Genomic DNA, 23,167 nt, shown 5'->3' with positions numbered 1-23,167 from the left:
AAAGGGATTGTTAAAAAGCAGCTATTATTAAACATAATAAATTAACGTTTTAATTATAAAGTGTTGTTAGACTGTGTGAATTCTGTAAACTGCAATGATTTTCAAAACAGAATTCTCAAAACCAATTTAGGGCAAAGCTCGATTGAGAATGAGTCTAGGATATATGGTATCTGATGATTTTGAGCCAAGGTGTGTCAGATACCTTGCGCTATTTTAAGTTTATTTAGTGATATTTTTTGGAATATTAGCTGGTTATTATTTTTTCTGATTATTTTTGTATTTAGTAAATGTGATATTTTGGAAAATTCCAAACTCTAAACTTAGGCTGATTTAGAAGCAGTTTCGTTAAGATAGATATTTTAAATGGTTTACCAAAATCTGACCGATATAATAAAACTTACTGCCCAACCGGATGCTGAGCAGTAAGTTTGTTCGTTTTGGTTTAAATATTATTTTTTATCATGTCGATAACATCTTTACCTTTGCCTTCAAGAATGGCTTTAGAACCATACCAAACCATGTTTTTAACATTCTCATAGCTGATTGAAGGAGGCATAATCAGTTCTTTGTCGCTGATAACCACGTCCAGCAAAGCTGGTCCTTTGTGTGCCAGAAAACTTTGAACGGCTGTTTCCAGTTCGGAAGATTTGCTTACACTTTGCGCGCTGAAGCCACAACCTTCGGCTATAGTCTTGAAATCGCCGTTTTTCAGGTCTACATACACTTCGACCAGTCCTTCACCTTTTTGTTCCTGCTCAACAAAGTTAAGGGAGCTGTTGTTAAAAACGACAATTTTAATGGGCAGATTTTCTTGTTTGGCAGTAAGTAAGTCACCCATCAGCATGGCTAGTCCGCCATCACCTGATAAAGAAATCACCTGCCGGCCTGGAAATGCTTTTTGAAAGCCATAAGCCTGAGGCATGCTGTTAGCCATAGTGCCGTGTTTCAGGCTGGTGAGAAAGCGCCGTTTACCGTTCATGCTTAGATAGCGGGCACCCCAGAGCATCGGTGTACCGACATCTGCCGTAATCAGAGCATCATCATCTGCATATTTATCAATTAATTCAACTAATTGCTGCGGATGTATTGGGTGTTTATCATCCGGGGTGGCAAATGATTGAAATTTCTCCATGATTTTGGCAAATAGTGCAGTGTAGTGATCCAGAAAGCTGCTGTCGCTTCTAGCTTGAATTTTTGGGAGCACAGTTTGCAAAGTGGTTTTTACATCTCCAACTAGTCCTAGATTGATTGGATGACGTAACCCCAGCTGAGTCGCATCATGGTCAATTTGAATGATGCTGGTATGGTCAGGATAATATTCAGACCATGCAAAGCCACAGCCTAATAATAAAAGCGTATCGCATTCCTTGATTGCTTCATAGCCGGCTTTGGTGCCGAACATACCCGTCATGCCTACTTGATAAGGGTTATCCCAGGCAATGCTGTCTTTAGCTCGTGAAGTGTGTACCACCGGCGCTTTTAGTTTTTCTGCCAGAGCAATCACTTCGTCATGAGCATCTTTACTACCATAGCCGGCGTAGATGGTGATTTTTTTACCCTGATTAATGGCTTCAGCTAGTTTTTCGATTTCTTGATCATTTGGTCTGGTTACCGGCTGTGGCTGCCAAATCTGTATGGGTTGTTCGGCTATTTCCATCTTGCTGATGTCACTAGGCAGGATGACCACGGCTACACCACGTTTATTGATGGCAGCCTGAGCTGCTTGCGTAAATATGCGTTGTGCTTCCTGTGGCTGATTTACCATCTGACAAAATACACTGGTATCCTGATAGACTTTAAGAAAATCAACTTCTTGCGGAAAGCCGGTTCCCATTGAAGTAGCGGCTAATTGGCTAGCAATGACAATCACAGGTGCATTGTTTCGATTTGATTCATATAGGCCATTAATCAAATGCAGGCTGCCTGGTCCACAGGAACCGGCACAAGCTGTAAGCTTGTTGGTAATCATGGCTTCCGCACCAGCGGCAAAGGCTGCAGCTTCTTCGTGACGGGTATGTACCCAGTTTATACTGCTTTTTTGGATGGCTTTGCCGACAAAATTCAAAGTATCGCCGATGATGCCATAACAGTTGCTTACTCCTGCTGCGGTGAGTACATCAACAAGTATTTCTGAAACGGTTTTGGTTTTAGACATGATGTATTTCCTCTAAAGTTGATTACTTATTAATGCTTTGAATAAATATAGAGTAGGCTGAATATTCATTTAAATATCATGCCTGTAATTTATATTCAAAATATTCAAATTAAAGGTATGTTAATTCTTTATCAATATTTAATCTATTGTAGTATTGTGAAATACACAATACAATAATGTTAATAAAATTCATTATAAGTTTATAATTTTAAATATTATTTAAATAAAAAAGCAGCCGCTAAATTTAGCGGCTGCACTTTTGGGTGAGGTTGTTTCAGATGGCGCGGTCATCAAACAACGGAATACGAGTAATGCGGCTCATGCTATGCATGTAGTCTAATACAGGTGCAGTCCATTCAATACCTTTAACCATAGTAAGATTGCGCAGAATCGGGAACAACAGGATGTCTTCCATGCCAAAAGTTCCATTCGCACCACGGTCGCTGTGAATGAGTGGTGATAAGGCAATTAAGTCGGCGTTCAGACGTTCGATGTAGGTTTGGCTGTTTAGTAGATGCTGTTGAAAATCGCCGTAGATGGCAGTTTTTTTGTTGACGAAATAATCAATGGCACTTTGGGTGGCAAATTCAGGCAGATTAATCTGTGTACAGCGTGGCGCGGTGAGGAAGTTTCGGTAAGTATCAACGATTTTGATCCAGCCCTGAATTTCTGGTCGGACAGTAGGGCTTAAATGTGTACTGTCTGAAAGATTGTCGATGTATTGCACAATATCCAGACTTTCACCCATGGCGCTGCCATCATCTTTGACTAGTATGGGTACCATTTTTTTGCCAATGAGTTTTATGGGTGTGTTTTCATCATCATTTAGCAGAAAAATATTTTCAACTGGTACTATTTTTTTTCCAAATATCATCCGCGCACGGACGCAAAAAGGGCAATGGTCATAAAGATAAAGTTGCATTGAAATTTCCTTATTTTAATAGTGTGCGTAATAAATTTAGTGCCGAAGACACAATTCAGACATTTATCGGTTTATTGATATTTTTACTGGTGTATTGCAGTTGATAAATGTGCAGTAAAATACTTTTTCTTACACAATAATCCACAGATTTAAAAATTCTGTTGCTGTGGTTGTTTTGTGCTGTAAATTAATTAACATTATACATATATTAATTAATCAAAGTTTGTGGTTTTTTCATGAGTGGTGATGTATTTAATCAAGTTTTAGATTTTTTTAAAAATTTACAGATCGATTTAGCTGATACTTTGGCAGGAGCTGATGGAACGGGCAGTTTTGTAATAGATAATTGGTCTGGTGCTTTAGGTTCTGGTTGTACGAGGGTTTTAAAAGACGGGGCGGTATTTGAACAGGCAGGAGTAAATTTTTCCCATGTAAAGGGTAAAGCAATGCCGGTTTCTGCTACACGGCAACGTCAGCATCTGGCTGGAGCACCTTATGAAGCTATGGGGGTATCACTGGTAGTCCATCCGCGTAATCCCTATGTGCCTACTAGCCATGCCAATGTGCGTCTATTTGTGGCCTATCCTGAGCACGCCAGTCCAGTATGGTGGTTTGGTGGAGGCTTTGATTTAACACCTTTTTATCCGTTTGAAGAAGATGTTTTACACTGGCATCGGGTAGCTCAGGCAGCTTGTCTGCCATTTGGAGAAGCAGTGTATCCGGAATTCAAACAGTGGTGTGACCGCTATTTTTATTTGCCACACCGGCGAGAGCAGCGGGGGGTGGGTGGTTTGTTTTTTGATGACTTAAACCGCTGGGATTTTGCTCAATGTTTTGCTTTTATAAAGGCGGTTAGCTTAGCCTATACACAGGCATATTTGCCAATTGTGGCGCGGCGTAAGAGTATGCTTTTTGGCGAGCGGGAACGACAATTTCAACTTTACCGGCGCGGACGTTATATAGAATTTAATCTACTCTGTGACCGAGGCACACAGTTTGGTTTACATGCTGGCGGACGTACGGAATCTATCCTGATGTCTATGCCGCCTGCTGCCCGTTTCGAATATCAGTATGAGCCTGAAACGGGTTCTGCTGAAGCTCAGCTAGCCAAGTATTTACAGATACACGACTGGCTGGCAGAGGGTGAAACTTGCTCAGTATAAGTGAGGGAATTCGGCGCAGATTTTCTATTTGTTTAGTGCCTGCTGTACTGGAAGAGCAGTCAGCAGACACAAGCTGACTGGCATAATAATATCAGGTGTGATATTGGTTATTTCTATTACAAATAATATTGCGGTCAGAGGCATTTTTTGCTGTACCGCCAGAAAAACTGTTGCTCCAACTACTACGGCTGCTATCAAGGGCACAGGAGGCAATATACTATTCCATGCGGTAGCCGCAAGTAAGGCAACAAGGCCACCAATCATCATTGAGGGTGTAATAAAACCGCCATAAGCACCGGCTCGTGTAGCCAGTAACAAGGCAAGCCACTTGCCAATAAGCAGAGCTGCTGCATATTGCCAACTAATGCTGTCATTAAATAATAATTCATTACCTGCTTTTCCGTTGCCCAGTATTTCCGGCAGCCACATTGCCAGTACACCTATTAGTACGTAAGCGGCAACACTGATAAAAATTAGGCGCGGTGTGCTGCGGTTTGCGGGTTTACAGTAAGCTAATTGCTGTTGTAACAGCCAAGAACCGGCGGTGATAATAGGGCCGAGTAATAACGCCCAAACTAATAATGTACTATTAAGAGTAAGTGTCGGTAGCTGATAGGAAGTTGAACTGCCTAAACCCAACCGTGCTACCCATGCCGCAGTTGTGCAGCAAATTAAGGCAGCAATCACGCATTGGCGTTGAAAGCTGAGAAGTAGCGTTTCTAGAGCAAACAGGGCACCGGCTAGTGGTACATCAAACACCGCTGCCAGACCTGCTGCCGCACTACAGGCTAAGAGAATTTTCCGTTCCTCGGCGCTGATTTGCAATCGACGGCTGATGCAATCCGCCAGAGCAGAACTAATTTCACGTGGAGCGGTTTCCCGCCCGAGGGGTGAGCCCATACCCACTGTTAAAATCTGTAGCAACGCATGAATCACAGTCGTACCTAGCGGTATGGGGGTGGTGCTGGTACTGATGGCCTGTTTGATATCTACTAGTTTGGCACCAAAACGGTGCAGCAGAAACCAGCCAATGCCACCCACTATGCCGCAGCCAGACACAGCCAGCAGACGATGCATAGCACTGGTTTGTTCTACCATGTCTCGAAAAGTGATGCCGTCAATACGCCTGATGCCATAGACAAGCTGCTGGATCATATGCAGTAGTCCGATTAAGGACATACCTGCCACACCAGCAATGGCTCCGCAGAGCAATAATAAAGCAATCATTCTGGGGCTTAATCGGGTCATGACAGTATGCATCAGTGGTAAATAAAAGTGGTTTTTACACTTTAATGCCTTTATTGTAAATGTCGGAATACGGTTTGCGGAATTTCGGCTTAAGCCTGTGCTAAAATCAGCCTATTTTGTCAGGATTTTAAAGGAAGCATTCCTGTGATTAGTACCAATAATATTACGATGCAGTTTGGCGCTAAGCCATTGTTTGAAAATGTATCGGTGAAGTTCGGTGGCGGCCATCGCTATGGTTTGATTGGTGCCAACGGTTCAGGTAAATCAACTTTTATGAAAATTCTGGGTGGCGATCTGGAGCCTACGAGTGGTGAAGTAGCCATAGATCAGGGGCTCCGTCTGGGTAAACTGCGGCAGGATCAGTTTGCTTATGAAGATATGCGTGTGCTTGATGTGGTGTTAATGGGGCATACGGAAATGTGGGCCGCGATGACCGAGCGTGATGCTATCTATGCCAATCCGGATGCAACTGAAGATGACTATATGCGCGCGGCAGATTTGGAGGCCAAATTTGCAGAATATGACGGTTATACGGCGGAAGCCCGAGCTGCTGAATTACTTGCCGGTGTGGGTATAGATGAGCATTTGCATAATGCTAGCATGAGTGAAGTGGCGCCGGGGTTTAAGCTGCGCGTGTTGTTAGCGCAGGCATTGTTTTCCAAACCGGATGTGCTGCTGCTGGATGAGCCCACCAATAATCTGGATATCAACACCATCCGCTGGTTGGAAGGTGTATTGAATAGTTATGAATCTACCATGATTATCATTTCGCACGACCGCCACTTTTTAAATGAAGTGTGTACGTACATGGCTGATGTGGATTATGGTGGCATTACGCTGTATCCAGGTAATTATGATGATTATATGCTGGCTTCTACGCAGGCTCGCGAACGTACACTGAAAGACAATGCCAAAGCCAAGGAAAAATTGCAGGAGCTGCAGGAGTTTGTAGCTCGCTTTTCGGCTAATAAATCTAAAGCACGGCAGGCTACCAGTCGCGCCAAGCTGGCAGATAAAATCAAGGCCGATATGGTGGAAGTCAAGCCATCCAGCCGTCAGAGCCCGTTTATTCGTTTTAATTTTGATGATAAGAAAAAATTGCACAGGCAGGCATTGGAAGTGCAGGATTTATCTAAACGATTTGACCGCCAATTGTTCAAAAAGCTGAGTCTTATGCTGGATGCGGGGGAACGGCTGGCAATTATCGGCCCAAATGGTGCCGGTAAATCCACTTTGCTGAAACTCTTGGCAGGAGCTTATGATGAAGCTTATAACGAAGGTATTAAAGCGGATAGTGGTAGTGTGAAATGGGCGGAAAAAGCACAGGTTGGCTATTACCCACAGGATCATGAAAATGATTTTGACGTACCGATGACGTTAACAGAGTGGATGCGCCAATGGGGTAAAGAAGGTGATGATGAACAGGTTATCCGTGGCACTCTCGGGAGGCTGTTGTTTGGCAGCAATGAAGTCGGTAAACACGTACAGGTGCTGTCTGGTGGTGAAAAAGGCCGCATGCTGTATGGTAAGCTGATTTTACAAGAACCGAATGTGCTGGTTATGGATGAACCGACCAACCATATGGATATGGAAAGCATCGAAGCGCTAAATATGGCACTGGAAAAATTTCCAGGTACATTGGTGTTTGTATCCCATGATCGTCAGTTTGTTTCCAGTCTTGCAACGCAGATTATTGAGCTAGATGGTGAAGGTGGCTTTGAATATTATCTGGGTGATTATGAAGGTTATCTGGCCAAGAAAGGTCTGGTTTGATTTATATTGACTGCCTATTTACACAGGCAGTTTTTTTATATGGGAGATAATGATGAGTACAAGCAAAAATTCTGCGGTAAAACTGGTTGATTGTAATGAGCAGGCGCACGCAGAAGCCATTTTGGCACTTTTTAATCATACGATTGCTTCTTCTACGGCTCTATATGATTATGAACCGCGTACACTGGCATTTATGAATGGCTGGTTTGCCGCCAAACGTGCGCGTAACTGTCCTGTAATCGGTGCAGTGAACGAGCAAGGTGATCTGCTGGCTTTTGCTTCATGGGGTGCATTCAGAGATTATCCAGCAAATAAATATACCGTAGAACACAGTGTTTATGTGCGTGATGACTGCCGTCGACAGGGACTGGCGCGCATGCTGATGCAGGAACTGATTGAACGTGCACGCAAGGCTGATATGCATGTTCTTATGGGGGTGATTGATGCGGCTAATAGTGGCAGCATCGCCCTGCATGAACAGCTGGGTTTCACTCATGTAGGCACGCTACCACAGATAGGATTTAAATTTGGCCACTGGCTGGATGCGGCTTTGTATCAGCTGATTTTGGATACCCCCCTCAGACCGACAGGCGATTGAGAAGAAGCAAGAAGAGAATCAACAGCATATCTATGCTGTTTTTTTATTGGCAGTACTTTGATATGACTTATTTATAGTATTTTTCAGACGAATTTTAGCCACTACTGTATGCAAAACAAGCCGAATATGGTGAGCAGCAGAGAACCGCCTGTATGTAAAAGCATATGGGTGAGCGCAAGAACATAGCGGTGGGACTGAAGTAATTGTACTGATTCCATGGAAAAGGTTGAAAACGTGGTTAATCCCCCCAGAAATCCTGTAATAACGAACAAGCGCCATTCAGGGGCTATATTTACGAAATGTAGAAACAGACCACTTGACAACCCGATCAAATAAGCGCCAATCCAGTTTGCAGCTAAGGTGCCATAGGGTAGAGTGGAATGAATGGTGTTTAGACTGATACTTAATAGCCAACGTACAACAGCACCCAGTGCCGCACCACCAGCAATCGCAAATATAGACCGATACATAAACAAACTACCGAAACAGGATACAGATTCATTTATTTTACGCTAAAGCAGCGTCACTAATATTGTCAACTACAGTTGAAATGGCTACGCTAAGGTTCTCAACTACACTAAAAAATTTATTCTTATGAATCTAACCGAAACTAAAATCAGCAGTGAAGAAGTTTATCATGGTGCCTTTATCAATGTATTTGAAGATACAGTTTGTCTGCCCAATGGTAATCAGGCGCAACGGATAGTGGTGCAGCATCCAGGTGCAGCTGCAGTGTTGGCGGTAACATCAGAACAAAAAGTAGTATTGGTGCGTCAATGGCGTTATCCGGTAGGGGAAGCCTTACTTGAGATTCCCGCTGGTAAGCTGGATGGAAAAAATGAAGATCCGGCTCACGCTGCTGTGCGTGAATTGGCTGAAGAAACCCCTTATACAGCCACAGAAGTTAAACTCATTCACACTTTTTACACCGTTCCAGGCTTTGGTGATGAAAAAATGTATCTTTATCTTGCTGAAAATGTGCAAGCTGATAGTAAGCTGAGCGCAGACGAAGATGAGATAATCGAGCCTGTTCTGCTCAGTAGGGAAGAGGTGCGTAAAGCGTTGGCCAGTAATCAGATTCATGATGGTAAGACATTGATTGCATTGCAATATTGGTTATTGTATTGCTAAAGTTGGAGTTGGCTGTGATGCAGATTCTTCCGATACCCGCCTTAACTGATAATTATATCTGGCTGTTACATCAGGAAAAGCAGGCTGTTGTAGTAGATCCCGGAGAAGCGCAAGGTGTCATTGATTATCTGATTGCGCATGAGATAACTCTAAGTGCCATCTGGCTGACTCATACACATTATGACCATATCGACGGGGTTTCTGCTTTGTTACAGCAGTTTCCACGGTGTGTGATTACTGGGTCGGATAGATGGAGGCTGGTAAACTGGCCGGTTACAGAAGGGAGTCGGTTTGCAGCTTTCGGACAACAGGTATCCGTATGGCACATACCTGGGCACACAGAAGATCATCTGGCTTATATACTCACCGATGACGAGAGCCGGCAACATGTGTTTTGTGGTGATACACTTTTCAGTGCAGGTTGCGGGCGGGTGCTTCCCGGAGCCATGGCCAAAATGTTTGCCAGTTTGCAACGTCTAAACAGTCTTTCACCTGATACATTGTTATATCCTGCACATGAATATACTGCGGCCAATCTAAGATTTGCGCATGCAATTGAGCCGGATAATGAGGCAATCCAGAAAGCCTCAAGACAAGCTGAAACGCTGCCAACTCTGCCGGTTACATTAGCTCATGAACGCGCTATCAATCCTTTTTTACGTATCAGCCAGCCACAGGTAATCGCCGCTGCAATACAACATGGTCTGCCGCGACAAAATGCTAATCAGCCGCTGGCTGTTTTTACCTGCTTACGCGAATGGAAAAATCAATTCTGATTCCGATGCCGATTGCAGCATGTTATCATTGAGGCAGCATAATAACGAAGGAATAAATGAGTTGAAACAAGGTTGAATGCCTGAGAAAGATGATATTAGACTGAAAAAATCAGGGTGCATTCAGCTTATCAACTGCCAAAATATGAATACAACATCTCGATACAGGATGAACTGGAAACAACTGTTAAGTACCCAGCGTTTTAAACCGAACAATGGCAGTATCGTCCCAACCGTAACCGCGTCCAGTGAAGAAGGTGCAGAAGCGCTACGTACAGATTTTCATATAGACTATGACCGTGTGGTGTTTTCCAGTGGTTTTCGCCGGCTAGCACGTAAAACACAGGTGCATCCATTTGCTTTACATGACCACACACACAATCGCCTGACACACAGTGTAGAAGTGGCTAGTGTGGGACGTAGTCTGGGGAATCGAGTCGGCGTAATGCTTGCAAATGGTGATTTTTTACCACCAGACAGTCACCCAGCTGATATCGGAGCCATTGTACAGGTGGCTTGTTTAGCACATGATTTTGGCAATCCGCCATTTGGCCATACTGGTGAAGAGGCTTTGCGTGAATGGTTCCGTGATCCGCAACATGCACATTATTTACATAAACTCAGTGCCGTTGAACGCAATGATATTGAAACTTACGAAGGTAATGCACATAGCCTGCGTCTGGTAGCTAGTCTGGAAATGTATCAGAATGATGGCGGAATGAGGCTCACAGCGGCGGTTATCGGCGCTTTAATGAAATATCCATGGACAAGTTCAGCACAAAAAGGGCGAAGTAAATTCAATATTTATCAGACTGAACTGCCTTTTATTCGCTGCGTAGCACAACAGCTAGGCTTGCTTACTGCGGGTGAGAATCAATGGGTACGGCATCCTTTATCCTATCTGATGGAAGCGGCTGATGATATTTGCTATGCATTACTCGATTTAGAAGATGCAGTCGAACTGGAACTATTGCAGGTAAAAGAAGTTGAGCAAATTTTATCTAGACTGATCAATCAGGAATATAACTTGCATTCAGACACTAGTCAGGCACACTGTGCACGATTGCGCGGTATCGCCATTGGCCGTGCTGTAGATGATATCGCGCATACCTTTATCAAGTATCATGGAGATTTATTAAACGGCGAATTTCGCGGTAAAGATCTTATTGAGCTGGCAAGTCCTGATGTTAGTGATGCGCTTAATGCTGCTAAGGATTTGGCATGTAAACGCATATTTCGTCATCAGAGCAAATTAATTACCGAAATCGCTACTTTTCCCTGTCTTGGTTCGATATTGGGTCTGCTGGTACCAGCAGTACATGACTTTATTAAAACCGACAAAATGAGCAAGCGGCAGGAGCTGGCTTTGTCATTATTGAAAGAGCAGAAACTAACTCGTGACGATAATTTGTATCAGGCTTATATGAAAGTGCTGGATTTTGTTGGCGGGATGACGGATAACACAGCAGCGAAGCTGGCACGCGAAGTGTCGGGTATTGGCATGTTGTAATTATTAGCACTGATTAAATGGATAAATAATTATTTAAATCATGTGTATAAATATTATTTTTAATTTTGTGCGGTTTTTTTCTTGCCAAGAAGCAAATTATTGCGTATTATCGCGCTTCTTGATTTTCGGTGACTCTTAAACGAGTTCGAAAGCAGTGCACCCGTAGCTCAGTTGGATAGAGTATCTGGCTACGAACCAGAGGGTCGGGCGTTCGAATCGCTCCGGGTGCACCATCAAGCTAACGCGCCCATCGTCTAGCGGTTAGGACATCGCCCTTTCACGGCGGTAACCGGGGTTCGATTCCCCGTGGGCGTGCCAGATTCTAAAAACCTGTTTGATTGTTCAAACAGGTTTTTTTATTTTCTTATCTAGAAAAAAGAATAATCTGACTATTCGTAGGTAATAAAATACAGATACAGTGATATATTTTAGATAAGTATTTGAAATATTAAATAATTCATGATTATTATAGAATCAGGCTGAAATCACAATTGCATTTTATATGAGATATACATCTGCTAACGTAGAATATATGTTTATCAGTTATGATTGAAGCTATTACTGTTGAATAACGGCCACTTGAAACCAATTTCGGATTTTGTCTTAACCGATGATAGTTGCTGGTTTGCTTTCCCAAATATCATTCAAGTATAAGATGGCATAAAAAAAAGAAATAATTCTAAAAAATATATAAATACAAATGGTATTAATATATTGATAAATAATGAAATCATTATAATTATATTCAATAATCCTAAACAATTCATTCAGACATCGATAGATAAAACGAGCTAAAGAATGCACAGATTAATCTTGAGCGGAATTATGAACTTATAAATGATGAAAAATTTAAAAAAGGTACCGATTTTTCTAAAAATTGTGTGCAAGCAAAGTGTCAGTAAAATTTTAAATCCGGTAACCATCATCCTTTATACACCGAGATAAGCAGCTCGTTGTGCCAGCCAGCGCTGTAAATGCTTTCTGACCACATGTGGTTGCTGATTAATCAGCAGTGGAGCCAGATTGCGGGCTTTTTCCAGTAAGGGCAAGTCCTCTTCCAAATTTGCAAAACGCAGCATTGGTACACCGCTTTGACGCGCGCCAAGAAACTCTCCCGGTCCACGGATATTTAAATCCTGCCGAGCAATCTCAAATCCATCGGTATTTTCATAAATCACTTTCAAACGGGCTTTTGCCAAATCGCTCAACGGTTCACTAAACAATAAAACACAGCGACTGGCCGCAGAACCACGACCCACACGACCACGTAGCTGATGCAGCTGCGCTAGCCCCATCCGTTCTGCATGTTCAATGACCATCAAGCTGGCATTTGGGACATCTACACCTACTTCAATGACCGTTGTGGCCACCAGCACCTGTATCGTGCCAGCCGCAAATGCGGCCATCACTTCTGCTTTTTCCGTCGATTTCATGCGCCCATGTATCAGGCCAATGTTTAGCTGGGGTAGTGCCAATTGTAACTGGGCAACGGTATCAACTGCCGTCTGTAACTGTAATGTTTCCGACTCTTCAATTAAAGGGCACACCCAGTACACTTGCCGACCCTGAATGCAGGTATGTTGTACCAGTTTTTCAACTTCTTGCCGACGCGTACTGTTGACCAGTCGGGTCACTATAGGGGTGCGTCCCGGTGGTAATTCATCAATAACTGAGACGTCCAGATCAGCAAAGAAGCTCATGGCTAATGTGCGTGGTATCGGTGTAGCAGACATCATCAACTGATGTACATCACTGCCCTTATTTTTCAGTGCTAAACGTTGAGCTACGCCAAAGCGGTGCTGTTCATCAACAATGACTAAACCCAAATTATGAAACGAAACATCTTCCTGAAACAGGGCATGTGTACCCACAGCGAGTTGCAATGTTCCATTCGCCAGCTCTGTTTTGGTGTTTTCTCTAGCTTTTTTGCGCACACTGCCCGAGAGCCAGCCCACTGTTATCCCTTGAGAGGCAAACCATTGTTGAAATTTCAGATAATGTTGTTCTGCCAGAATTTCTGTGGGTGCCATTATTGCAACCTGAAAACCCGCTTCCACCGCAATAGCGGCGGCCAGTGCACATACAATGGTTTTACCACTGCCTACATCTCCCTGTAATAGACGATGCATTGGATGTGTTTGTGCCAGATCGGTTTTGATTTCATTAATAGCACGTTGCTGGGCACTGGTTAAAGCAAAACCTAAATTTGTCTGTAGAAGCTTGCTGATGTGTCCATCACCAGATAAAGCTGCAGCATGTCCTTTTAATCGCTGCTGGCGTGCAAGCCGCATCGATAGTTGCTGTGCCAGTAATTCATCAAATTTCAATCGTTGCCAGGCTGGTAAGGTGCCTTGATGTAAATCCTGTACTGAGTATTCTGGTGGAGGAGAATGCAGAAATTTCAGACTTTGTAATAATGGTGGTAAGTGCAATTGCTGCAATAGCTCATCAGGTAATGTATCGTCGTCAGGCAGATGTTTCAGTGCGGCCTGAATCAGCCGTCGCAATGCAGGTTGATTCAGGCCATTAACCGTGGGATAAACAGGAGTTAGACTTTCTGATAGTCCTTGCTCAATATCAGTGCGGATTTTTGGATGCACCATTTCATCACCAAAAAAACCGTGTCTGATTTCTCCCAACGCCCGAATCACTTTCCCTTCTGCTAGTTGCTTTTGCTGACTGGGGTAAAAGTGAATAAATCGCAGATACAGAACATGTCCGGATAAATCTTGTACTTGTACGATTAACTGCTTACGGGGACGAAACTGGATTTGCTGATGAATGACCGTGGCTTCAATCTGTACGGGAATACCGGCACGAGCATCGGCAATTGGGGTAATATGAGTTTCATCCTCATAGCGTAAAGGCAGATGCAGAGCCAGATCCCAGATATTATTGATATTGAGCTTGGCCAGTTTAGCCTGCGTGGCGGTACTGACAGGGAAAGGAAAATCTGCTGTAGACATGGTCAGACAGTTAAGAAACAAGAAATATCCTAGTTAACATAACACGATTACACGCATCATGCTATTCCTGCTGATACCATGTAGATGTAATAATTAAGAAACTTTGGCTGCCAAATAGTTTTTTATGAGCAAAACCAGAAATAGAGTTATATCATGTATAAAAAATACCCGTTTTACAGATCGAGTTTCAATTTCGCTGCAAAACGGGTAATGTTTAGATTAATTAATCCTGCCTCTCTACCTGAGATACATCACGAACTGCACCAGTATCGGCACTTGTAGTCATGGCGGCATAAGCGCGCAATGCAACGGAAACATGGCGTTGACGTTTTACCGGTTTCCATGCACGAGCACCACGGCTTTCCATTTCTGCTCGACGCTGCGCTAATTCGGCATCGGTGACTGCCAAATGTATGCGTCGCTGCGGAATGTCAATTTCAATGATATCGCCCTCATGCACCAGCCCAATATTGCCACCTTCGGCTGCTTCAGGAGAAGCATGTCCGATAGACAAACCGGATGTACCACCGGAAAAACGGCCGTCGGTGAGTAGAGCACAGGCTTTGCCCAGACCTTTGGATTTCAGGTAACTGGTCGGGTAGAGCATTTCCTGCATACCGGGACCACCTTTGGGACCTTCATAACGAATAACGACAACATCGCCAGCCACAATCTGATTACCCAGTATCGCTTCAACAGCCTCATCCTGACTTTCAAATACACGGGCACGGCCAGTGAATTTCAGAATACTATCGTCGACACCGGCGGTTTTCACCACACAGCCACGTTCAGCCAGATTACCAAACAACACCGCCAAACCGCCATCCTGAGAGTAGGCATGCTCTTTATCACGAATACAACCGTTTTCGCGATCTAAATCAAGCTCAGGCCAGATGCAGCTTTGTGAAAAAGCCTCAGTAGAGCGTACACCGCCCGGAGCCGCCTGATAACGGTGACGGGCATCAGTATTGGCTGGATTGCCAATGTCCCAATGTGAGATGGCTTCGGCCAATGTAGGCATATGTACAGTGTGTACACTGGTATCCAGCAAGCCGGCACGATTAAGCTGGGACAGAATGGCCATTACACCTCCGGCGCGATGGACATCTTCCATATGGTATTTTTGTGTGGCCGGTGCCACCTTGCACAGACAGGGTACATGCCGGCTCAACTGATCAATATCTGCCATTTTAAAATTCACACCAGCTTCAGTCGCAGCGGCAAGAAGGTGTAATACCGTATTGGTAGAACCTCCCATGGCAATATCCAGACTCATGGCATTATTGAACGCAGCCTTTGTTGCAATACTTCGTGGCAGCACACTGCTATCATCCTGTTCATAATAGCGTTTGGCAAGCTCAACAATTCGTCGGCCGGCCTCAAGGAACAGCTCTTTGCGTAGACTATGAGTGGCCAATAGTGAGCCATTACCGGGTAAAGATAAGCCCAGAGCCTCTGTCAGACAATTCATAGAATTAGCGGTAAACATGCCCGAACATGAACCACAGGTTGGACAGGCACTGCGCTCCACTTTAGCAACGGTTTCATCGCTGATTTTATCGTTACCGGCCTCAATCATGGCATCAATCAGATCCAGTTTGCGTGTATGCTGCTGGCCGTCTGTAGTGTCGATAATTTTACCGGCTTCCATAGGGCCACCGGAAACAAATATAGTTGGAATATTGAGACGCATTGACGCCATTAGCATGCCCGGGGTGATTTTGTCACAATTGGATATGCACACTAAGGCATCAGCGCAATGCGCATTAACCATATATTCAACGCTATCAGCAATCAAATCGCGTGAGGGTAGGCTGTAAAGCATACCTTCATGCCCCATGGCGATGCCATCATCTACGGCAATGGTATTAAATTCTTTAGCGATCCCGCCGGAACGCTCAATTTCACGTGCAACTAGTTGACCGATATTGTGTAGATGTACGTGGCCTGGTACAAATTGAGTAAAAGAGTTGGCAATAGCGATAATTGGTTTGCCAAAATCTTGATCGGCGACACCGGTGGCGCGCCATAGTGCACGCGCACCGGCCATATTTCGCCCGTGTGTGGATGTCTGCGAACGGTATTGTGGCATGATGCATTCCCTTGTATTGTTTTTTATGTGTAAATGTAAAACAACTGTCAGCTATGGTACGCAGGCAGTTGATGTTTGTAAACTCAAAGCATGCTCTGATTACAATTGTTTTGGCTAGATAGTCTTCAAGCGTACGATGGAAATTCTCAGTATGAAACGCATTATCATACAAATGACATAAAAATAGTGCAATCAGATTGGGATGATTCAATGTAGGAATGATATTTGGATAGATAATCAAATTTATTGTTAGATTAATGACTATTAGCCCAAAAAAGACAATACAGAACGCATTAAAACTGTCCCTATAAACCTGGGATTGTTTCTGTTAATCACGATCACTATTATGACTATTAGTTTTTGCCAAATTTTTGCCTTTTGGTACTCATTAATATACTCTGGCCAACAAAAAAGATTATAAAGGTAAAAAACACCTAATACGATATCGAATTTTTGAGCCATTTTGCTGTGGAATATTACACCAAAAAGGTAAATAAAATCGTTCCTAGCATTAATCACAGATATAAAATAAGTCAGTTAACGATAACCGTTATGGTACGTTTCTAAGGTGAAGCTAACTCAGCTTTAATTTCAGACTCATCGAATGAAAACGGCTCATATAAATATTTTGTGATTAAAAATTGGAAATTATCAGTTATATATATCGATAAGATTCAGAACCAATAACAGCTGACAATGTGTAATATGATAATACTTATAAGAATCAACAGATGCTAAAACGGTTAGCCGATTCGATATACATTAAAACCTAGTATAAACAATTATTTTAGAAATAGTTCCAAATGACGCTGAACTTAGTATCTTATTATTTTATGGTAATATATTATTAACTGATATTAATGAGCGCATATTGCAAAATATTTAGAAAAATTTTTTTTAAACTAATTTTCTTGATTTGCATAAATGTATTTGGTAATTTTTGTATTAAAAACATAATTAGATTAATTATTTAAATTTATATAATAAGGTGAGTGAAAGCAAAGCATGATATGAATAAAGTTGTTTTCTATATTGATTATCTGTGAGTTGATAGAGCAGCTTATATCACTGCTCTATCTGATTTGGTTAACTGACTCACTAATGCTTGTCATCATAGTTTAAAACAGTCTATGTTGTTTTAAAAATAAATTTATACATAAAAATATTTAGTTAATTAACACATACTATGTTTAGTTATTAACTTTGATTACTATTGTGCGGGCTAAATAATCCTGAAGTGTACGATGGAGGGTTTTTTTTCTAAAAAGCATTACTAGCAGAATAAATGGTATTAGATATTCAAAAAAATTACTGGTTAATGTGTCAGGAAAATTTAAGAGACCCACAAAAACAAACGTTAATATTAACGAAACAATAGTGGCAATCATATTAAAAACCATTTCACGGAGTAAAACTGTACCGATAAATCCAGGATTTCGTCCATCCATGCCAATAACTTTGATATTCATCATCCGCTTGCCTAACGATTGACCTTTTTTACTCATTAATATAATTTGCCAGATTCCATAAATGGTTAGCGGTATCATTATCCATAATACAGGACCTATCAGATTATAACCTATAGATTTTGATCGAATCATTTCTATGATAAGGATGATTATTCCTGGTGTTACAACTATCGATGTCAACAGAGTATTGATGATGTAGGCGGCAATTCTGTTCCACGGACTAGCCAGTTCAACTTCTGTTTCTTTTTCAGACTGAGCATCCACGAGATTAGAATAAAAATTTTCGAGGTTATTAGGCATAATAATTGTCTATCGGTTATTGTAAAGGATGGGTTAAGTTTATAATTCAATGCTATTATTTAAGCATTTAAAATCAAATATTCTAAAGATTGCTATTTGTTTTTTCAACGTTTTGAAAATTAATATTCAAAATAGTTGCTGAATTTCTATGTATTTTTTCTTAAGTTTTTAGATGTAAGTGGTATGTCAATATAAGAAATAGTTGTAGCGTAATTTTTACTTAATCGACATTAATTATACAATCACAAATACAGTTGCTCATTTAGGGAGTGTAATTCTGATTCTTTCATCTTTAACGGTATTTTTAGTAGAAACAACAATGGTACCAGCCATAAAATCCTGAAATGTACGTCGGTTCCATTTTTTAATAAATACCATAGCAGGAACTAACATAAATACAAAATATCCGATACCGAGTGTGATTAAACTAAAAACAATTACCAGAATTTGATAAATTAATTCACGCAAAATTACATTACGGGCAAAGCCTGGATTTTCTCCATTTGTTCGGATGACCCAGATTTTAAGTATGCGTTTACCTATAGATTGTCCGTATTTGCTCATCCAGTAAACCTGCCATAAAGTATAAACAATCAGTACAATAAAGGTTAAACCAATAATAAATTTTGTGGCAGGCTGGCTTATCCAGCTTACAAAATCTAGATTTTGATACTGATGTAGATCAGTTGCATTATCTGTATCGTAATCGGCATTATCTGGGATCGATAAACACATTTGAATATATAAAGGTATAAAAATCAAAGAAGTTAATACCTGATTGATCATTACGGCACTCATACGATGGGCGGGGGAGGCCAGCTCCAGTCCATCTTTTGGCAGAGCAGGACAGGATTGCTGGTGTATGCCTAGATTTGAAACTGAAACTTTTATATTAGATTTATTTTGCATAAAATTATCATGGAAATTATATACACTATTGTAAATATATGATGAATTTTAAGCAATATATGTTAAATATTATGAATTATGATCAGTACTTATTTTGTAAAAAAAGCAGACTGTTTGTCAGTCTGCTTGTCATTCTGCAAAAATAAAACTTGTTTTAAGATGTAGTTCTCAGTTCGGCAGAAAGTTTATCCAGAATCCCATTGATGAATTTGTAGCCATCAGTTCCGCCAAAGGTTTTGGTAATTTCTATAGCTTCATTAATAATGACGGGATGGGGTGTTTCTGGCATAGCGGAAAGTTCATGACAAGCCATTAACAATACAGCACGCTCCACTGGACTCAGCTCGTCTTCATGTCGGTCCAGTAGCGGACGGATTCGTTTCATATAATCGCGCTGATTGTTATAGGCACCGAAAAAAATCTGTGTAAATAATTCGCCGTCGGCTTTGGCAAAATACTCATTGTCACGAATATTCTGGGCAATAATGGCGGCAGATTCTTCTTTGTTTAGCTGAGCTTGATACAGAGCCTGTACTGCAAACTGACGGGCACGCCGGCGTGGAGTGATCATTGACATGTATAAGGTGTCCTTGTTCGGAAAATAATTAATATTTGGTTTTAAGCAAATTGGCCATTTCAATGGCCACCACCGCAGCTTCACTGCCTTTGTTATACATGCGTGCCAGTGCCTGTGCATCATTTTCGGTGGTAAGAATGGCATTGGCAATCGGAATTTGGTGTTCTAGACTGATTCGGGATACGCCTGCGGCAGCTTCATTGGATACCAGTTCGAAATGGTAGGTTTCACCACGAATCACTACGCCAATAGCCACTAAAGCGTCAAATTTTCCGCTGCGAGCCATGCTTTGTAATACCAGAGGTACTTCCAATGCACCGGGAACTGTGGCCAGTGTGATATCGTTATCGTTTACCCCTAGTTTAACCAGACGATCGGTGCAGGCTTTAACCAGTTCTACGCCAATCGGGTTGGTAAAACGTGCCTGTACAATGCCGATATGCAGACCGGTACCATTATGTTCTGGGGTAATGATATTCATTTGATTTCCTTTTGTCAGTTTAGCCAGAAGCGTAAAGTGTAAGAACAGACAAATATGTTCACGCTCTTACAACGCTAATGCTGGTATTTATCGGACTGATTTTACCGAATTTGCTGATGGGGTGGAATGCCTATGCGGTTTTTTTCGGATTGTGTCTGGGTTTGAGTGAACCCAGATAGATGGCTAGAAGAGTTAAAGCTGTTCCTGTCCATTGGAGTGCGTTTATGGGTTTATTCAGGATAAAAAAGTCTATTAGTATGGCAGCCACTGGTTCGCTCAGTAATAAAAGTCCGGTTAAGGTTAATGATAGGAGGGGTACGGCATAGGCAATCAATCCCCATGCAAAACATTGCATGACTACGCCATAAATCATTATCAGCAGCACATCTTTCATGCTTGATGGCCAAAAACGATGAGTGTCTATCAGAATGCTGGGTACAATTAATGCAGCTACTGCCCCTACGCTTACCAGCAGCATGAGTGGAAATAATGAAACTGGTTCTGCCTGATGTGCCTGCCGGATACAGGCCATAGAGGCAGCCATGGCACCTCCTGAAATCAGGCCGATAAATATGCCGTATCCGCCATGGCTGTTGTGATGCAATTCAGGATGGGCAATGAGTATAATGCCGATGACAGACAACAGCATGCTGAATAATTGTAGTTTACTCTGTCGTTCACCGAAGAAAAACCATGCGATGGCAGCTAGAAAAAAAATCTGCATGCTGTTGAGCAAAGTAGAAATCCCAGGCCCAACAGCGTGAATACTTTCATGCCAGAAAGCCAGATCGAAACCTAAAAATACGCCGGACAGAATACAAAACCGTTTAGCCGTACCGCTGGTTGGTAATTTTTGTCCAAAATGTCGGCTGAGCAGCAAAAAAACGATGCCACCTATGAATACGCGCCACAGGGCTACGGCATAGGAACCAATTGAAACAAATTTGACAATCAGACTGCCGAGCCCGAAAACCACGCAGCCAACAGTTAAACCGGAAGCAGCCCATTTTTGTGGGGTGAGTTGCATGAAATTCTATCCTTGAAAGCCACATTACAATAGGCTGTCCGAATTATCTGATGGCAGCAGATGATGACATCAGATAATTCGGACAGCCTGAGGGTGCGTATTGTATTTCAAATAGGCTACTAAAATATATACTTGTTTCGTAAAGAAATATTATTTAGTTGGTTCTTCAAATCCGGATACTTCAAGACCAAAACCATTCAAACCGGTAAAGGCTGATGGCTTACCCATTACTCGCATACGTTTTACTTTAAGTCCGGCCAGTATTTGTGCGCCTATGCCATAAGTTTTGCTGTCCCATTGTCTGGCCTGATGAGTGCCTTTTGGTAAAGTACGGTCGAGCAGGGTAGCACCGGTTTCGGTTCGATGCATAAGAATAATTACGCCGGCATCTGCTTGCTGAATGCGAGCCATGGCTTCCGGTAGGGGCCATGTGTGTAGCTGATTTGGTTGTAAAAAATCCATGGCGCTGAATGGTTCGTGTACCCGAACCAATACTTCATCTGCTGTTTCTGGATTGCCTTTTACCAATGCTAGATGAGTTTCTCCTGATAGCTGATCTACATACACATGCTGAGTGAAATCACCCCATGTGGTATGAATGGTGTTGACACCCAATTCTTCTATCAAACTTTCATGGCGGCTGCGGTACTCTATCAGATCAGCGATCGTCCCGATTTTAATGTTGTGTTTTTCGGCAAAAATCTTTAGTTCTGGCATTCTTGCCATGGTGCCGTCATCATTGATGATTTCACAGATAACGGCTGCTGGAATCAGACCAGCCAGTTTGGCTAGATCAACGCTGGCTTCAGTATGGCCGGTACGTACCAACACACCACCTTTTTGTGCACGCAGTGGGAAAATATGGCCTGGTTGTACAATATCTTCTGCCTTTGCGGCTGGTGAAACAGCTGCCTGTACAGTATGTGCCCGGTCTGCGGCAGAAATACCGGTAGTGATACCATGAGCTGCTTCAATGGAAACGGTGAAATTGGTGCCATACTGGGCACCATTGTTCTGAGTCATCAGGGGCAGGCGTAGACGGTCTACAATTTCTTCTTCTAAAGGTAGGCAAACGAGTCCGCGGGCGTACTTAATCATAAAATTGATGGCTTCCGGCGTAACAAATTGTGCCGCCATAATTAAATCGCCTTCGTTTTCACGGTCTTCTGCATCAGTAAGAATAACCATTTTGCCTGCTTTAATGTCGGCAATAATTTCTGGAATGGTGGCAATGCTCATGATGTTTTCAACGCTCCCTTGGCAAAATAATGTGTATTTTACTCCTGATTGGGTGATACCGGATGCTTTAATCTGCACTACTCGCGATGACTTGTGTAGATAGGCTGCAATAAGCTCTTGCTGCTTTGTTGTTTGCTGGAATATGCAGACTATTGAAATATCAGTTAATACAAAAAATACAAAATTTTGTTTCTTCTTTGGTTTACGATATTTTATTGCAGTGTTTATAAATATTTTATTGTTAGGTCGTTCTTCAGGTTTTTATTCAGGAATGTTTGGGATGTTTGGTCTATTGGATAATATGTATCCCCTTTGAAATACCATCAGGTTAGATAGACCGCCAAACAAGCTGCGGGCAAAATTTGAAAACCACTACCAATAAAATAATATTCAAAGATAATAGAATGTTGGGTATACCGCAAATACAACCGATTACAATTATTACTTTATAGAGATTATTGGATTTTATTTCAAAAATCCAGACGGTTATTATGTGTATTAGTATTGATACGGCACAAAAATTGATAATGCTAATATATTATTCATGTAATTTGGTTTGGGGATGGTAAGTATTTCCATCATCAATTTTGCAATTATCATGCAATTGTTCAACTCAAACAAACTTAAATCAATAGGCCAAGCGCTGATAAACTTCATAAAAAAACCTGCTAAATAAGATAAGAAAACCTTTTTATTATATTCTATTGTTATATTTGTCTCGCTTTTTAGTATTTAATTTAATTCCGATAAAGCATTATGTTGAATGATTTTTTCTCGCAAGCAGTGTATCTTGTACTGTTTTTTTATATTTAAATAATATTATACCAATATAAT

The 23,167-nt window shown here is 41.9% G+C and carries 18 protein-coding genes and 2 tRNA genes; 8 read left to right on the top strand and 12 right to left on the bottom strand.

What is annotated here, in order from left to right:
• Window positions 1-442: 442 nt before the first annotated feature.
• Window positions 443-2,155: a thiamine pyrophosphate-dependent enzyme gene (locus J3U67_RS03185; protein ID WP_100139903.1), complete on the bottom strand. Its 1,713-nt coding sequence runs from the start codon at window positions 2,153-2,155 to the stop codon at window positions 443-445.
• Window positions 2,156-2,429: 274 nt separating this feature from the next.
• Window positions 2,430-3,077: a glutaredoxin 2 gene (gene grxB / locus J3U67_RS03180; RefSeq protein ID WP_100139904.1), complete on the bottom strand. Its 648-nt coding sequence runs from the start codon at window positions 3,075-3,077 to the stop codon at window positions 2,430-2,432.
• Between the two features lie 236 nt (window positions 3,078-3,313).
• Between grxB and hemF the strand changes: the two genes are divergently transcribed.
• Entirely contained in the window at window positions 3,314-4,240 is a 927-nt protein-coding gene (gene hemF / locus J3U67_RS03175; RefSeq protein ID WP_267403721.1) for an oxygen-dependent coproporphyrinogen oxidase, read from the top strand.
• A 24-nt stretch (window positions 4,241-4,264) separates the two neighbouring features.
• Here the strand turns inward: hemF and J3U67_RS03170 are convergent, their stop codons facing one another.
• The gene (locus J3U67_RS03170; RefSeq protein WP_267403719.1) at window positions 4,265-5,488 is read right to left on the bottom strand and encodes a chloride channel protein; all 1,224 of its coding nucleotides are present in this window, start codon (window positions 5,486-5,488) and stop codon (window positions 4,265-4,267) included.
• Between the two features lie 144 nt (window positions 5,489-5,632).
• Here J3U67_RS03170 and J3U67_RS03165 point away from each other — a divergent pair, with 144 nt between their 5' ends.
• Window positions 5,633-7,261: an ABC-F family ATPase gene (locus J3U67_RS03165; RefSeq protein WP_267403717.1), complete on the top strand. Its 1,629-nt coding sequence runs from the start codon at window positions 5,633-5,635 to the stop codon at window positions 7,259-7,261.
• A 52-nt stretch (window positions 7,262-7,313) separates the two neighbouring features.
• Window positions 7,314-7,859, top strand: coding sequence for a GNAT family N-acetyltransferase (locus tag J3U67_RS03160; protein ID WP_267403715.1), 546 nt, complete (start codon window positions 7,314-7,316; stop codon window positions 7,857-7,859).
• Between the two features lie 101 nt (window positions 7,860-7,960).
• Here the strand turns inward: J3U67_RS03160 and crcB are convergent, their stop codons facing one another.
• Window positions 7,961-8,329, bottom strand: a complete 369-nt coding sequence (gene crcB / locus J3U67_RS03155; RefSeq protein WP_267403713.1) for a fluoride efflux transporter CrcB — start codon at window positions 8,327-8,329, stop codon at window positions 7,961-7,963.
• Window positions 8,330-8,453: 124 nt separating this feature from the next.
• Between crcB and J3U67_RS03150 the strand changes: the two genes are divergently transcribed.
• From J3U67_RS03150 to J3U67_RS03130, 5 genes are all read left to right on the top strand, one after another.
• Window positions 8,454-8,990 (top strand): NUDIX hydrolase, encoded by a 537-nt coding sequence (locus J3U67_RS03150; RefSeq protein WP_267390055.1) that lies wholly within the window; start codon window positions 8,454-8,456, stop codon window positions 8,988-8,990.
• Window positions 8,991-9,007: 17 nt separating this feature from the next.
• A complete protein-coding gene (gloB, locus tag J3U67_RS03145; RefSeq protein ID WP_267403801.1) occupies window positions 9,008-9,766 on the top strand; it encodes a hydroxyacylglutathione hydrolase in 759 nt (252 codons plus the stop codon).
• 166 nt (window positions 9,767-9,932) lie between these two features.
• Window positions 9,933-11,273, top strand: a complete 1,341-nt coding sequence (locus J3U67_RS03140) for a deoxyguanosinetriphosphate triphosphohydrolase (protein WP_267403711.1) — start codon at window positions 9,933-9,935, stop codon at window positions 11,271-11,273.
• 156 nt (window positions 11,274-11,429) lie between these two features.
• Window positions 11,430-11,506 (top strand) — tRNA-Arg (locus tag J3U67_RS03135).
• Between the two features lie 10 nt (window positions 11,507-11,516).
• Window positions 11,517-11,591 (top strand) — tRNA-Glu (locus J3U67_RS03130).
• Between the two features lie 611 nt (window positions 11,592-12,202).
• On the opposite strand, the gene recG is transcribed toward J3U67_RS03130, so the two are convergent.
• The 8 genes from recG to ribBA form a co-directional block, all read right to left on the bottom strand.
• Window positions 12,203-14,239: an ATP-dependent DNA helicase RecG gene (recG, locus tag J3U67_RS03125; RefSeq protein WP_267403709.1), complete on the bottom strand. Its 2,037-nt coding sequence runs from the start codon at window positions 14,237-14,239 to the stop codon at window positions 12,203-12,205.
• A 223-nt stretch (window positions 14,240-14,462) separates the two neighbouring features.
• Window positions 14,463-16,331: a dihydroxy-acid dehydratase gene (gene ilvD, locus J3U67_RS03120; protein ID WP_267403707.1), complete on the bottom strand. Its 1,869-nt coding sequence runs from the start codon at window positions 16,329-16,331 to the stop codon at window positions 14,463-14,465.
• A 1,190-nt stretch (window positions 16,332-17,521) separates the two neighbouring features.
• Window positions 17,522-18,100 carry an RDD family protein gene (locus J3U67_RS03115; RefSeq protein WP_267403705.1) on the bottom strand — a complete coding sequence of 193 codons (579 nt, stop codon included), beginning with the start codon at window positions 18,098-18,100 and terminating at the stop codon, window positions 17,522-17,524.
• 258 nt (window positions 18,101-18,358) lie between these two features.
• Complete coding sequence (locus tag J3U67_RS03110) at window positions 18,359-19,009, bottom strand: RDD family protein (protein WP_267403703.1); 651 nt, start codon at window positions 19,007-19,009, stop codon at window positions 18,359-18,361.
• Between the two features lie 154 nt (window positions 19,010-19,163).
• Window positions 19,164-19,580: a transcription antitermination factor NusB gene (gene nusB, locus J3U67_RS03105; protein ID WP_100152718.1), complete on the bottom strand. Its 417-nt coding sequence runs from the start codon at window positions 19,578-19,580 to the stop codon at window positions 19,164-19,166.
• Window positions 19,581-19,614: 34 nt separating this feature from the next.
• Window positions 19,615-20,067 (bottom strand): 6,7-dimethyl-8-ribityllumazine synthase, encoded by a 453-nt coding sequence (ribH, locus tag J3U67_RS03100; protein WP_100139918.1) that lies wholly within the window; start codon window positions 20,065-20,067, stop codon window positions 19,615-19,617.
• 130 nt (window positions 20,068-20,197) lie between these two features.
• Window positions 20,198-21,094 carry a DMT family transporter gene (locus J3U67_RS03095; protein ID WP_267403701.1) on the bottom strand — a complete coding sequence of 299 codons (897 nt, stop codon included), beginning with the start codon at window positions 21,092-21,094 and terminating at the stop codon, window positions 20,198-20,200.
• Between the two features lie 150 nt (window positions 21,095-21,244).
• Window positions 21,245-22,333, bottom strand: a complete 1,089-nt coding sequence (gene ribBA, locus J3U67_RS03090; RefSeq protein ID WP_370387912.1) for a bifunctional 3,4-dihydroxy-2-butanone-4-phosphate synthase/GTP cyclohydrolase II — start codon at window positions 22,331-22,333, stop codon at window positions 21,245-21,247.
• Between the last annotated feature and the right edge of the window lie 834 nt (window positions 22,334-23,167).

Source organism: Snodgrassella sp. B3837, assembly GCF_026535955.1.
Classification (GTDB): domain Bacteria; phylum Pseudomonadota; class Gammaproteobacteria; order Burkholderiales; family Neisseriaceae; genus Snodgrassella; species Snodgrassella alvi_E.
The sequence above is the reverse complement of the archived record's forward strand: the minus strand, read 5'-3'. Positions and strand labels throughout refer to the sequence as shown.

What these genes read in the sequence shown, in the direction of transcription:
- J3U67_RS03160 (WP_267403715.1), top strand. Translation starts at nt 7,314, where the DNA reads ATGAGTACAAGCAAAAATTCTGCGGTAAAACTGGTTGATTGTAATGAG.
- J3U67_RS03185 (WP_100139903.1), bottom strand. Translation starts at nt 2,155, where the DNA reads ATGTCTAAAACCAAAACCGTTTCAGAAATACTTGTTGATGTACTCACC.
- recG (WP_267403709.1), bottom strand. Translation starts at nt 14,239, where the DNA reads ATGTCTACAGCAGATTTTCCTTTCCCTGTCAGTACCGCCACGCAGGCT.
- J3U67_RS03115 (WP_267403705.1), bottom strand. Translation starts at nt 18,100, where the DNA reads ATGCCTAATAACCTCGAAAATTTTTATTCTAATCTCGTGGATGCTCAG.
- ilvD (WP_267403707.1), bottom strand. Translation starts at nt 16,331, where the DNA reads ATGCCACAATACCGTTCGCAGACATCCACACACGGGCGAAATATGGCC.
- J3U67_RS03170 (WP_267403719.1), bottom strand. Translation starts at nt 5,488, where the DNA reads ATGACCCGATTAAGCCCCAGAATGATTGCTTTATTATTGCTCTGCGGA.
- grxB (WP_100139904.1), bottom strand. Translation starts at nt 3,077, where the DNA reads ATGCAACTTTATCTTTATGACCATTGCCCTTTTTGCGTCCGTGCGCGG.
- J3U67_RS03110 (WP_267403703.1), bottom strand. Translation starts at nt 19,009, where the DNA reads ATGCAAAATAAATCTAATATAAAAGTTTCAGTTTCAAATCTAGGCATA.
- hemF (WP_267403721.1), top strand. Translation starts at nt 3,314, where the DNA reads ATGAGTGGTGATGTATTTAATCAAGTTTTAGATTTTTTTAAAAATTTA.
- J3U67_RS03095 (WP_267403701.1), bottom strand. Translation starts at nt 21,094, where the DNA reads ATGCAACTCACCCCACAAAAATGGGCTGCTTCCGGTTTAACTGTTGGC.
- ribBA (WP_370387912.1), bottom strand. Translation starts at nt 22,333, where the DNA reads ATGAGCATTGCCACCATTCCAGAAATTATTGCCGACATTAAAGCAGGC.
- crcB (WP_267403713.1), bottom strand. Translation starts at nt 8,329, where the DNA reads ATGTATCGGTCTATATTTGCGATTGCTGGTGGTGCGGCACTGGGTGCT.
- ribH (WP_100139918.1), bottom strand. Translation starts at nt 20,067, where the DNA reads ATGAATATCATTACCCCAGAACATAATGGTACCGGTCTGCATATCGGC.
- J3U67_RS03150 (WP_267390055.1), top strand. Translation starts at nt 8,454, where the DNA reads ATGAATCTAACCGAAACTAAAATCAGCAGTGAAGAAGTTTATCATGGT.
- nusB (WP_100152718.1), bottom strand. Translation starts at nt 19,580, where the DNA reads ATGATCACTCCACGCCGGCGTGCCCGTCAGTTTGCAGTACAGGCTCTG.
- J3U67_RS03140 (WP_267403711.1), top strand. Translation starts at nt 9,933, where the DNA reads ATGAACTGGAAACAACTGTTAAGTACCCAGCGTTTTAAACCGAACAAT.
- gloB (WP_267403801.1), top strand. Translation starts at nt 9,008, where the DNA reads ATGCAGATTCTTCCGATACCCGCCTTAACTGATAATTATATCTGGCTG.